Below are 12,947 nucleotides of genomic sequence, written 5' to 3' on the forward strand. Positions count from 1 at the left end.
AAGATTGATAATCATCATTCTAATATTGAGCAATATTGAGAGACACCTTATGAAGAACAACCATACGTTGATTATCGGTAGCGGTATCGTTGGGGCAACGCTTGCTCTAAAGTTGGCACAAGACAAAATGCCAGTGACGTTGATCGATGCTCGTCCTGCACGTGATGAATCGGCTTGGCAACATGTACTTAGCAAACGTGATGCACGTGTCTATGCACTTAGTATGGCTAGTATTAATTTACTTGAAGACATTGGCGCTTGGCAACATATTGCCGCCTCTAAACGCAAAGCAGACTACTCGCAAATGCAGGTATGGCAGCTCAATGGGATGGGTGAGTTATTATTTGGCGAAAGTGAAGACAGCGGCGCCGAGGATAATAGCAGTAAAAATTATGAGCCTATATTATTAGGTAGTATGGTTGAGCCTGCTGTTATCGAGCACGCATTATGGCAACGCTTGCATGAAGCTGATGTCAGTGACTATCTGACCCTTATCGCTGGTCATAAAGTTATTGATATGGATTGGCTAGGGGCGCAGCAAGGCTACCGTGTAACTCTAGACAATGGCGAGGCGATTGATACACGTCTATTAGTTGGCGCTGATGGGCGCGGTTCATTTGTCCGTCAGCAAGCAGGGATTGGCGTAGATACGCTTGATTATAATCAAACCGCAATTTGCTGTGCGATTCAGACTGAGAAACCGCATCAGGCAACTGCACGCCAAGCTATGCTACCGACGGGTACACTGGCACTATTGCCATTAGCAGATATAACCGATGTTGATAAAGCAAGCCCGCAGCATTGGCAGTCGATCGTATGGACATTGCCGCGCAATCAAGCATTAGCGTTGATAGAGGAAGAAGATCGTTTTATCGCTGATAAGTTAGCAGCTGCCAGCAATTACGAGTTGGGTGCGATTAATCAGATTGAGTCTATCGCTAGTTTTCCATTAGCGGCTCAGCAAGCGAAAAGCTACGTCGCTGATAACTTGGTGCTGATCGGTGATGCTGCTCATGGTGTACATCCGCTGGCAGGCCAAGGACTGAACCTTGGTATGCTGGACGTGCAAGTATTATGTGAGCAGCTAAAGCATGACTTTACCCGTAGTGGCGGTACGCTTTGGGGTAGCAATCAAACGCTACGTCATTATGAGCGTTCGCGCCGTCCGCATAATAGTCTAATGATGCACAGCTTTTCTGCGCTTAACTGGTTATTTGCAGGGTCGCTTGCCCAATTGCGTCCTGTGCAGCAGATACGTAATGAGGGTATGTACCGAGTCAGCAAAATCAAGCCATTGATGCGTTTGTTTGCGAAGCAGGCGAGTGGGATATAGGAAACTACCCCAACGCCGAAAAGAACACCATCAGCACTGGCGAGACAATATTAATTAGGAAGCCAAAACTAATCGCTAGTGGCACGACTTTTAGACCACCTGACTGCTGAATGATAGGCAAGGTAAAGTCTAAACTGGTCGCACCGCCAAGCCCAACCGCGGCAGAAGGGTATTTGCGCATAAATACCGGAATAAAGATTAACGCAAAGAACTCACGTACCAAGTCATTAAACAACGCGACACTACCCCAAACCGCGCCATAAGCATCGGTCATGACAATCGCTGATAGCGAGTACCAACCAAACCCTGACGATAGTGCTAAGCCTTTCGTCCATGACACATCAGTAAATAGTAGTGCAAAGATAAGCCCGCCTGCCAATACCGCTAGCGTAAAGATGACACTCATTTCTACGCCGCGTTTATTCAGTAATACTTCTTTTAAGGTGATGCCCGATCCTTTTAAGCCTATACCGACCAGTAATATCAAAATCATCAGCATGACAGTCATAGAGTTTTCGGGCGGCATATAATCAGCAGGCAAGAAATAGCCAATCACCATCCCAATCACCACGCAAACCACTTGCGCCAAGCTACCTCGAATGCTCACACGATGCTCTTTGGATTTTACACTTGGTTTTTTGGCATGCCACGGGCGCAGGTGATCGAACAACATCAGCCAAATAAACCTGAACCAATTGTTAATATTGATAGGACGGTGACATACAGCGCAATTTCACCCAACTGATTACCTAGACCTTCTACCTGAGACAGCTCAATACCGATCAACGCTAGGATAATAAATACCAAGTATGATAGACCTTTGTCGGCCAATTTTGTCATAGTAGGGTTAGACGGAATGGCAAAGCCAATAAACATTGGCATTAATACCAGAACAAGGGTGACTAGGCTTTCCATGATAAAGGGCTCGCAGCATTTTTAATAAGGCGTTTTTAAGAAGCTGAAGATTGTACCATATAAGGTTAATAGTATTGATATGAGCCACTGAGATTCATTGTAAATCATCGCTCATTGTTGGCTAAACTGGAAAAACTGGACGATTATAATGATGTTAATAAATATCTTTTTCAAAATGTTTGAACGTTTTTGAGCGCTTTGTAATTCTTTACCTTATAAACTTTTGTTGCTACATTAAAGTACTGAAAATATTTGGCTAAACTCATGTCGCTATATCAGCTCAAAACTCAGTTTCAAAATCAACTACGCCCGATAAGTAATGCGCTGGTTGAGCAAAATGTTACCGCTAATCAAGTGACAGTATCCGCTGTTTTATTAAGTATCGGTACTGCCTATATCATTGCCAAACCAGCGGCTGAACAGCAGCGGCTGTGGCTTTTATTACCATCATCATTGTTTGTACGTATGGCACTCAATGCCATCGATGGCATGATGGCCCGTGAACATGGCCAGGCATCAACGCTAGGAGCCGTGTTAAACGAGGTAGGTGATATGGTTGCCGATACGGCTCTATTAGCGAGTCTGGCGCCTCATATTCTGACCCCTCATATCAATAACAAAGAACGGCAAACGGTAATAGCCAACTTACCAACGAACATATCAACTTCTCAGCATCATATCACTGGTCTGATAGCCCTTAGTATTGGCACCGAACTGTTAGGCGTTACTAGTAATACTATGTTAGATGTTCGTGCTAACCAAGGGCCTTTAGGCAAAAGCGATCGCGCTTTCATACTAGGGGTGCTTGGTGCCTTTATGGGTATTAGGCCAAAGCGCCAGTAGGTATTAAAACGCAGTCGTCTTCGCCTGCTATCAGAATGGGTCAATTATTTATATTAACAGAGATAATGCTATTAAAGACCTGTCTCAATCGACTACGTTATATGACAGAGTTATACTTAATGCGCAACCCACCTGAGCTGCGATCCGTACTGGGTGAGTCAACAAACAACTCACTATCTCTTACTGTTGTTTTACCAAATACTTCTACTGATAACGCTCGCCCATTGGAGTTCAAAGAAATGCCAACCACAACCGTTGATAGTCAAAAATTCGAAGAACAGGCCAGTGTTGGTTTTGATTTGCCTGCATCTAAAATCATCAATGGTGAGAGCTGTTATAACGCTTATGACGGCACGGCTATTTATTATCGCTATTGCTAACGACGCCTTTAGAAGACATGAAAAAATCAGCTATCAAGCAAGCCAACCAACCGTTGCGCCAAGTTATCTTATTACACCGAGGACATGAGCATTCAGGACGATTGGCAGAGCTAGGAGAGCAGTTTGCAAAAGCTGGATATCAAGTATTTGCTTGGGATGCACGCGGCAATGGTCGCTCAGGCGGTATCAAAGATCATGCAGAGAGCGTCACTGAGCTTGAGCGAGATTTAGAGGGTTTCGTCCAGTTGGTGATTGGGCAAACAGGCATTGCTATCGAGGATACATTGATTGTCGCTAGCAGTATCGGCGCAGTGTTGGCAGCAGCATGGGTACACGATTATGCGCCAAATATTCGCGGGATGATACTTGGCACGCCTGCCCTCAGTATTCGCTTGTATTTGCCCTTTGCCATACCGTCGTTGAAGGTGGCGCGTACGCTAGGTCTGATGTCACGTGTCAGCAGCTACGTTAAAGCACAAGTACTGACTCATGATAAAGACGCGCAGCAGGCTTATAATGCTGATCCGTTAATCTCCAACAGTATCTCGACCGACTTACTCATCGACACTCATGCAACGGGTCAGCGTTTACTTGATGATGCAGGTGCCATTACCGTACCGACGTTCGTCTTGTGTGCGGGCAAGGATTATGTGGTCGATAAGCAGGCTGAGCGTACGTTTTATGAAGCGATTAACACACCGATTAAACGCTGGCAGTTGTATCCAGATAGCTATCACGCAATCTTTCATGAGACCAATAAAGCCGATGTCTTTGCCGACTGTATTGAGTTTGCTGAGGAAATATTTAGCACACCAGTCCAAGCCCCTGATTTGAGTACGGCTCACTTAAACAGTGCCAGTAAGGATAAAGTGGATCGTTTGGCGATTAAACCATTCAATCCAAACTTTGCAATTACCCGTTTTGCGATGCAGAAATTTGGTCATGTCAGCGATGCAATTGCTACAGGGCTTGAGCATGGATTTGATTCAGGTCACTCGCTGGATCACGTCTATTACAATCAGCCCAGCGGTCAGAACAAGTTTGGACAGGCGGTCGATAAGTTTTATTTAAATAATATCGGCTGGCAAGGTATTCGTATTCGCCGTGAGCATATATTGGAGTTGGCACGCTTAGCACTTGCAGATATCGAAGATAAAAATCAAAGCAGCAATAAATCATACCAACCAAAACTGTTAGATATCGCTAGTGGGCATGGTTTTTATGCGTTTGATCTGCTGACAGAATTTACAGATTTGTATGCTGAATTGCGTGATTATGAGATGCATAATATTCAGGCACTGCAAGCAAAAGCACAGCAGTTAGTGATTGCTGATCGAGTAGTGACCAGTCAGAAGGATGCCTTTGATCCTTCCAGTTATATCAATGCACATACGAATGATACTAGCACCGATACTAAAAAAATCAGATCTTGCTATTGCTTCTGGGTTGTTTGAGTTGTTCTCTGATAATGCGCTACCAGCGACGGCTTTGGCAGGTATTTATGACAGTTTAAAATCGGGCGGTTATCTGATTTATACCAACCAACCGTGGCACCCTGAACAGGAATTTATCAGTAAAACACTAAACAATCACCGTGGCAGTAGTTGGGTGATGCGTTGCCGTTCGCAGGCGGAAATGGATCAATTGGTTGAGCGGGCAGGCTTTAAGAAAGTCACGATGCGTATCGATCGCTTTGGGATATTTACCGTGTCATTAGCGATTAAAACTGTACCAGCTGATGATGAGTGATAGATGAATAATCAGCTGGTTAAACCTTATGAGCGTGTTCAGCTTTTCTCAGGCGGAGGCTCACGTTTTGGTTATTATTTGGGCAGTTATGCAGCCCTAGCAGCGCATGATTTGACGCCAGACATTATCGTTGGTACTTGCGGTGGGAGTTTATCTGCTACTTAGTACACCTTGCGCCTGACCCTAAAGATTTGCAAGCATTGATGTGCAGCCGTGAATTATATCGTGTCATCACTGCCATCAGACATGTCGCGCCAGATGAAGCCAATAAACGTCTAAAGCTGCGCTATATGACACATGCACTCAAACGTTGGCGGTTATCAAAGCAAAGGGATAATGGACAAGGACAACGTCAAGCAGACAGTTACGAGCGACTGTTAAATGAGCTACAGCAGTTGGCAATGTTTCGTATCGATAACGAGCAGTACTGGCTGGATGAGCTGTCGCAGTTTGCTGCTAGTGATAGTGGTAGCGCTGCTGGTAAAACAACGCCAGAGATAGCTATCATTGCCAGTCGATTGTATCAAGCACCTGCTGATGGCTTATGTAATAAAAAACCTGTACTGCAAGAGTTGTTATTTGCGCCGCCGTGCTTAGCAAATTTACCAAATTCTGCATCAGGTCTGGCTGACGAACAAATAACGTCACCAGCGCATATATTTGCAAACGGACGCATACACCCGTCTGTAAAAGTACAGACGCAATGGGATTTTGCCCCAGTGATTCGCGCGTCTATGGCTGACATGTACTATCTACCGCCAACACATATCACAGAGCTTGGCTGGTGTTTAGGAGGTGTGATTAATCTCACACCGATTGAGTTGGCCTGTCAGTTGGGTGATAGCGTATTTGCAGAGACTAAGGCAGGTTATGACCCATGGCTGGCTGCTCCCGCGATTCAGCGCGTCTTTGGCTTCGATCCCAATGAGCGTTTGGCAGCAGTACACGGTTATCAACCAATCAGCGTGTCGCCGGCCACTGAAACCACTAATAAGAACCGTCAGCTACATTGGTTACCATTTGCAGACAACGAGCAGCAATTGAGAGGGCAAAATGTGCAAAAGCGTTTTAACCTAAAGCAAATGACTGTTGAGCTAATACACAGCGACTATGACGGTTTTGTGCAGCAAATGCAGGCGCAATGGCAATATGGCTATCAGCGCACAGCCAGTTATATACAGCAGCATAAATTATGAAAAACCTCGCAAAAGGTATCACTAGAAACCATGCACCACATATTATTATCGTTGGTGGTACAAGTGGTCTTGGCTTAGCTTTGGCGTTGCATCATCAGACGCTTGGCTGGCAAGTAAGCGTTGTTGGAAGTAGCACAGAAAAGATAGCCGATATCAACAGCCAGCATCCTGCTATCGTGACTTATGTATGCGACTTAACTGACCCAAGTCAAACGCAAACGTTATTAGACAGTTTGTCAGATATTAGTTTTCAAAGGCTGATCTATAGTGCTGGTAGCTATACCAATGAGCGTATCCATCACCTAAATCAAGCAGATAGCGACCAAATGCTAGCGATCAATTTGCAGGCGTTTGAGCAAGTTTTTAGATGGGCAAGCGCGCCGTTAAAGCAGCAAAACCAGTCGCTCGATGTCACTAAGAATGTTAGACCTAGCCTCATCTGTATTGCCTCTATCGCAGGCACGATAGATTATCCTTATGCCAGCCTTTATGCAAAAAGCAAACGTGCAATGATTGCTACGGCTAGCGCTTATCGGGCAGCACTTGTACCTTATGATATCCAAGTGAACTGTATTGCCTCAGGCTATATTGATACTCAAGCATTACGTGATTTAAACGATGGCGATGCTAGCCATAAGCCATTTATCATGAGCACGCAGACAGCGGTTGATCATATTATGCAAGCAATTGACGATGATGTAGAACTAGCGATATTTCCACGCTCGATACGTTATATCGCGAGTGCATTAAATTATTTACCAAAGCCTGTGCTCAATTGGATATTGCGCAGTAAGCTAGATAAGTCTTCTTAACCAAGCATTGTTTTAATCAAGCACTATCCTAATCAAAAATGGGCTGCTCATCCAAACAGCCAATAAAGCAAGGTAAATACGGGCACTCCAATCAATAAACTGTCTATCCGATCTAATACCCCACCATGACCAGCGAGCATCGTTCCAGTATCTTTTACCCCGTGCTGGCGCTTAAAGGCTGATTCCAGTAAGTCTCCAAATATACCGCTCACAGCCAAGCCATAGGCAGCTAATAGACAGACCCACCAAGTAAAAGGAGTGAGCCAAAGACCTAATACTGATGCCAACATTGCCGCAACTAAACTACCAAAGATAGCACCTTCAATGCTTTTATTCGGGCTAATAGTCGGCGCTAGACCTCGTTTAAAGAGCTTACGCCCAAGCAGTCGCCCACATAGATATTGGGCAATATCGTTGAACTGACTGGCAAATAATACGAAGAGTAAAACGCCATATTGTTCGCGTTGCCAGGTCAATTGCTGTAAGACAATAAAGCTAATGATGAGTGAGATGAATGCAACACTCAGTAGTAGGTCTAAGTAGTTGAGCCGCGTATAGTGTTGAGTCGGATTGAGAGAGGTCTTCGGTAGCAGGAGCGTACTTGGCTGTAAACCTTGCGCTTGGAGTTTATGAATGAGCACGGCTTTACTGCGTAAACACCATAGGCGTTTAATCTCGTAGCTACCGCGTAAACCAATTAATATAAAAAATAAAATGAACAGCCATTGATAGGGATATACTTGCAAATGAGAACCTTGCGTATCGTTCGTTATTTTTGCAATCACATAGCAAGTGCAGAGCGCGGCTAACATCAACCACCACGAGCGTGCTATCAGGTAGATTTTTGGCAAGCGTTTGCGTAGACGAGGTACGGCAAGTACACTCCAAGCCAAGCTGACGATTATCATCAGGGCAATCACAAACACAATATCAGAAGCCATACCATGGACACTCAAAGAAGAGGTAATATTTTAAGCCTATCCATAATGATAGCTTAAATGCTTCTTTAACTATAGTGTTAGATATCCTCTTGATGGGTTTAGTTATTATCTGTCGTAGGCTTAAATATGGTCAGTAACTGGTATCGGACAACGCTCATTTTCTATAACGTGCGAAAAGGAGTTAAGCGTAGCGTCTCTCCGTGGCAAAATGATACTGGTCAAAGGCGTTTCAGCTAAGTTAGGATAATCCTCACGGTAATGCCCACCGCGACTCTCAAAACGCTGATAAGCCGATTGAACAATCATCGCTGCTAACGCTAATTGCCTCACCAATTGAAAAATGTCAAGCTCACTGTCAGTAGTAGGGGCTTTACTACTCATATCAGATAGCATGGTTTCAGTATGTTCGATTGACTCTTGCCACTGCTCAATTTGTCGCAATGCTTGCTCTAACTGTTTGGCACTACGTGTGATGCCATATTGGCGGTCAAAAGAGCTTTCAATGCTATAGTTATCTCTGCAATAGCTACTTCAGAATGAAATGCTTTATCAGCCTTATAAATTGGGAGTGATAACTGCTTGGAAGATGGCAAGATGACAAATTGCGTGTTTTCTAGTGTCGGATATTGCCAAATATCGGCAGCTAACTGATGCAGTCCATAAGAGGCTGTCGTATGTGGCTGCGCCATTTTTTCTAAAGCTTCAGCCGTTTTCTCTAAAGCCTCTAAGTTCTTTAAGCGTTCCAATTTTTTTTAGATAACGAGGCAGATTAGCGGCGATGTTGCGACCAACCACCACACACTCCAACAATGAATTACTTGCTAAACGGTTGGCTCCATGTAGCCCTGTATAAGCAACTTCGCCTGCTGCATATAGTCCTGCGACGTCGGTCAAACCATTGGCGCAAGTCACCACGCCGCCACAACTATAGTGGGCAGTCGGAGCGACCGGAATAGGGTCTGTCGTCATATCGATACCGAGTGCTAGCAGCGTCTGATAAATCTGCGGGAAATGTGCCTGTATAAATGCGGCTGGCAAGTGACTGATATCAAGATGCACGTAGCCAAGTCCGTTACTACTAATCTGATTGGCTATTGCCCGAGCGACGATATCGCGTGGCGCCAATTCAGCGCGCTCATCAACGTCTAACATAAAGCGCACGCCAGTCTGTGGACAATAGAGTCGTCCACCTTCACCGCGTAATGCTTCAGATATCAGAAAGCTGCTGTCATCTAATGCCAGACCCGTTGGGTGAAATTGCACAAATTCTAAATTTGCTAAGCGGCAGCCTGCTTGCCATGCCATCATGACGCCATCACCAACACAGACATTAGGCGCGCTGGCACGCTTAAATAGTTGACCTAAGCCACCACTAGCGAGTACGACAGCTGAACTATAAATGGTGAGTTGACGCTCATTGATATGATCAAAGACCAACGCCCCTCGGCAATGTTTAATCTCGCTATCGTTCATGCTAAAAGAAGAGCTGCTAATCATAGGTGGAGTCAGTAGCTCTAATGCTTCATGATAAGGCAAGATAGTGATATTGATTGCAGTCTGTGCTTTGGTGGTTAAGGCGTCCATCACGTGTCGACCCGTTGCATCATCGCATGAGCACACGTCTACAGCCATGACCGCCTTCTTTGGTTAAGTGTAAGTCACTGGTTTTTAAGACTGCAAAATCAGGTGCATTATCATTTTCTTTAGTTAAATTAGATTGAGTAAATGGCACACCTTGCTCGCATAGCCACTGCACCGCTTGCTGTCCTGCACCCAAGATACGGGCAGTATTGTCCGTCGCACACAATCCTGCACCAGCGATTAAGGTATCAGCGACATGATCAGTCACAGAGTCTGCTTTGTCTAAGCTAGCTGCAATACCACCTTGAGCGTAATGACTTGAGCACACCTCAAGCGCGGCTTTGCTTAAAACAGTGATATTCAGCGATTTCGGCAGAGATAGCGCGGTGCTCAAACCTGCCAGACCAGCTCCAATAATAAGAACATCAGTTTTTATCATATTACTCATATCACTGCTGCTCCTGTTATTTATATAGCGAGTGGTGCTGGAACGATCAACTGAATGCGACTGACTCATGCTAGGCTGCCCCAACGTTAGCAAACAGTGTACGGTCTTTTACAATGTCGCCACTAGCGGCCACGCGTTGCTTTTGTACTTCAGCAAAATCGAGCATCCGTTGTAAAGGTTTCTTAGCTGCTACTGCTAGCTCAGGTGTCATTAGCACTTCACCGCTTTGATTGGTTAAGCACTGTTCAATCCCTTTTAGACCGTTCATGGCCATCCAAGGACAAAACGCACAGCTTTTACAGCTTGCACTCTCACCAGCAGTTGGTGCGGCCAAGAATCGCTTGTTTGGTGAGCGTTTTTGCATCTCGTGCAATATACCCAAATCAGTAGCGACGATAAAGGTATCAGCATCCATCTCATACGTTGATTGCAAAAGTTTGCTAGTCGAGCCGACCACATCAGCGAGTGCCACCACGCTATCAGGTGACTCAGGATGTACCAAGACTTTGGCCTCTGGGTGCTCCTGTTTTAATTGCAGGAGTTCAGTGGCTTTAAATTCGTTATGTACCAAACAAGACCCTTGCCAGAGCAACATGTCTGCGCCAGTCTCACGAGCGATATATTTACCCAAATGACGGTCAGGTCCCCAAATAATCGGCTCACCTTGGGCATGTAAATGACGAACGATGTCGATACCGACAGATGAGGTCACTACCCAATCAGCTCTCGCTTTTACTGCGGCGCTGGTATTGGCGTAGACGACAACAGTACGCTCAGGATGGGCATCACAAAATGCTGAAAACTCGTCAGCAGGACAGCCTAAATCGAGCGAGCATTCGGCTTCTAAATCTGGCATGAGGACGGTCTTTCCATGCTCAATATTTTTGCCGATTCACCCATAAAGCGCACACCAGCGACGACCAATGTTTGGGCGCTATGAGCTTGTCCAAAGCGTGCCATTTCAAGTGAGTCACCGACGCAGCCACCGGTTGCCAATGCCAAGTCTTGGATAAAAGGGTCGACATAGTAATGTGCTACCAGTACGGCATTATTCTCTTTCAGCAGCTGCTTGATATTTTCTTCAACCACGATGCGTTCAGCGCGAGGCAAGTTTGCTGGCATTTTAGCCTTGGCATATTCAATGTTCATCTGAATGGCGATGCGATTGTCTGTACTCAGGATAGGTGCGTCGTAAGGATATTTTTTTCATAATGGCAGCCTTTGTTGGTGCAATAACGATAAATGTATGAGCTAAAAAATAGGTAATTGGACATAATAAATTTATAAGTTGTCTTAATTATGCTCATTTTGAGCATAATTACAAGTGGTTTTTTTATACTTAATAAGTCAAAAGATTAGGTTTTAGTGCTCAAAGTGATGTGTAATTAAGCCGTACTGAGCTTAAAAACAGTGCTAATTCATGCCCCTTATAACTATTTATCTATATTGATTTTTCATACTTACAACCACAGACTATGATAGTTTTAGATTCGAGCTATACTAAGCAATACCATAGCTATTAACCCCAATAGCCTTTTACATTTCAGAGAAAAAGGATAATTCCCAAAGCCATGACGTTGTCTTATTCACATGCGCACCAGCAAGGTAGCGGCACGACAGAAGTGGTCGCCGTATTGGTCGCTATCACCGATCATATCGCGCGCGTTCTAACCGTTGACCAAGGCAAGCTGTTGCCAAATGGGCCACTTATGCCGCTACATCGCTCGCTACAAGCGGGCGTACGTCAGTGGGTAGAGGAGCAAACGCAGCAACCGCTTGGATATTTGGAGCAGTTATATACCTTTGTCGATACCAATAGACGTAACATCGACGGTCATGCGTTGGTGTATGTGAGTTATTTAGGTTTGGTGCAAGAGACGCAAACGCAGGCACTCCAAAGCAAAGCACTCTGGCGAGATTGGTACGACTATTTCCCATGGGAAAATCATCTGGACGGTATGCCCAGCATCATCATGGACTTTATCGTGCCTGCGCTACTCGAATGGGCCAATACTGCCAACGATTCAATCGTTCAACAGCGCAGGCGTCAGCGCATTTGCTTATGTTGGGGGCTGGACGAAGTGTTTTTGGCAAGTGGTAAACTCACTGACAGTCAATCATTCAACGAACACGATAATGAAAGTAGAGAATGGATTGCAGAGCATGTGTTACTACGTTATGAAATGCTTTATGAAGCAGGTCTGATACCCGAAGCCCCTAATTATCCGCCTAACTATCAGGCTGTTGCTTTGCCAGAGGACTGGTCACAACGCATAGGTGTACCCATGTATTATGATCACCGTCGCGTGATTGCTACTGCTATCTCAAGACTGCGCGCGAAGATTGAATATAGACCGCTTATTTTTGGTCTGATGCCAGACGTCTTTACCTTATCGCAGTTGCAGCAGAGTGTTGAGGCGTTATCAGGAGTGCGTTTGCACAAGCAAAACTTTCGTCGATTGCTTGATTCACAAAACTTGGTAATGGAGACAGGAGAGAGTAGTACTGCTCAGCGCGGTCGTCCTGCCAAGCTATATCGCTTCCGCCATGATATTGAATTACAGAGTTTATTGATGGACAGCAAACTTCCTAAGCGCAAATAACGATGACCATCCAATAATATCTCGTACTTGAAATGGTTAGTAAAACGAAAAATTTGTCACCTTCCCTTGCAGGTCGCTAACTTTACGCTATATTTATGCTCATTTTGAGTTTAAATAACAAGCAGTTTCTATCAATATCATGCCTA

10 protein-coding genes and 3 pseudogenes are annotated in these 12,947 nt (G+C 44.9%); 9 read left to right on the forward strand and 4 right to left on the reverse strand.

Going from position 1 to position 12,947, the window contains the following annotated elements; all coding sequences use genetic code 11:
* The first annotated feature begins 49 nt into the window (after positions 1 to 49).
* Positions 50 to 1,333 (forward strand): FAD-dependent monooxygenase, encoded by a 1,284-nt coding sequence (locus tag TT11_RS11235; protein WP_261870498.1) that lies wholly within the window; start codon positions 50 to 52, stop codon positions 1,331 to 1,333.
* Between the two features lie 4 nt (positions 1,334 to 1,337).
* On the opposite strand, the pseudogene TT11_RS11240 reads toward TT11_RS11235, so the two are convergent.
* Positions 1,338 to 2,248 (reverse strand): annotated as a pseudogene (locus TT11_RS11240) (lysine exporter LysO family protein).
* Positions 2,249 to 2,512: 264 nt separating this feature from the next.
* Between TT11_RS11240 and TT11_RS11245 the strand changes: the two are divergent.
* The 7 genes from TT11_RS11245 to TT11_RS11275 all read left to right on the forward strand — a co-directional run bounded on the left by TT11_RS11245 (position 2,513) and on the right by TT11_RS11275 (position 7,228).
* Entirely contained in the window at positions 2,513 to 3,091 is a 579-nt protein-coding gene (locus TT11_RS11245) for a CDP-alcohol phosphatidyltransferase family protein (RefSeq protein ID WP_261870499.1), read from the forward strand.
* A 101-nt stretch (positions 3,092 to 3,192) separates the two neighbouring features.
* Positions 3,193 to 3,471 carry a hypothetical protein gene (locus TT11_RS11250; RefSeq protein WP_261870500.1) on the forward strand — a complete coding sequence of 93 codons (279 nt, stop codon included), beginning with the start codon at positions 3,193 to 3,195 and terminating at the stop codon, positions 3,469 to 3,471.
* 17 nt (positions 3,472 to 3,488) lie between these two features.
* Positions 3,489 to 4,925, forward strand: a complete 1,437-nt coding sequence (locus TT11_RS11255) for a bifunctional alpha/beta hydrolase/class I SAM-dependent methyltransferase (protein ID WP_261870501.1) — start codon at positions 3,489 to 3,491, stop codon at positions 4,923 to 4,925.
* Positions 4,918 to 5,220, forward strand: a complete 303-nt coding sequence (locus TT11_RS11260; RefSeq protein ID WP_261870502.1) for a class I SAM-dependent methyltransferase family protein — start codon at positions 4,918 to 4,920, stop codon at positions 5,218 to 5,220. The genes TT11_RS11255 and TT11_RS11260 overlap by 8 nt, the downstream gene beginning before the upstream one ends.
* Before the next feature lie 3 nt (positions 5,221 to 5,223).
* Positions 5,224 to 5,385, forward strand: coding sequence for a patatin-like phospholipase family protein (locus TT11_RS11265; protein WP_261870503.1), 162 nt, complete (start codon positions 5,224 to 5,226; stop codon positions 5,383 to 5,385).
* Positions 5,358 to 6,416: a hypothetical protein gene (locus TT11_RS11270; protein ID WP_261870504.1), complete on the forward strand. Its 1,059-nt coding sequence runs from the start codon at positions 5,358 to 5,360 to the stop codon at positions 6,414 to 6,416. The genes TT11_RS11265 and TT11_RS11270 overlap by 28 nt, the downstream gene beginning before the upstream one ends.
* On the forward strand, positions 6,413 to 7,228 hold the full coding sequence (locus TT11_RS11275) for an SDR family oxidoreductase (RefSeq protein WP_261870505.1): 816 nt from the start codon (positions 6,413 to 6,415) through the stop codon (positions 7,226 to 7,228). The genes TT11_RS11270 and TT11_RS11275 overlap by 4 nt, the downstream gene beginning before the upstream one ends.
* A gap of 47 nt (positions 7,229 to 7,275) precedes the next feature.
* Here the strand turns inward: TT11_RS11275 and TT11_RS11280 are convergent, their stop codons facing one another.
* From TT11_RS11280 to nadA, 3 genes and pseudogenes are all read right to left on the reverse strand, one after another.
* Complete coding sequence (locus TT11_RS11280; RefSeq protein WP_261870506.1) at positions 7,276 to 8,169, reverse strand: phosphatidate cytidylyltransferase; 894 nt, start codon at positions 8,167 to 8,169, stop codon at positions 7,276 to 7,278.
* A gap of 120 nt (positions 8,170 to 8,289) precedes the next feature.
* Positions 8,290 to 10,198: pseudogene (nadB, locus tag TT11_RS17325) on the reverse strand (L-aspartate oxidase).
* 70 nt (positions 10,199 to 10,268) lie between these two features.
* Positions 10,269 to 11,347 (reverse strand): annotated as a pseudogene (gene nadA, locus TT11_RS11305) (quinolinate synthase NadA).
* Between the two features lie 422 nt (positions 11,348 to 11,769).
* Here nadA and TT11_RS11310 point away from each other — a divergent pair.
* Positions 11,770 to 12,801 (forward strand): hypothetical protein, encoded by a 1,032-nt coding sequence (locus tag TT11_RS11310; RefSeq protein WP_201571563.1) that lies wholly within the window; start codon positions 11,770 to 11,772, stop codon positions 12,799 to 12,801.
* Positions 12,802 to 12,947: the final 146 nt, after the last annotated feature.

Source organism: Psychrobacter sp. JCM 18901 (assembly GCF_000586435.1).
In the GTDB taxonomy this organism is placed as follows: Bacteria; Pseudomonadota; Gammaproteobacteria; order Pseudomonadales; family Moraxellaceae; genus Psychrobacter.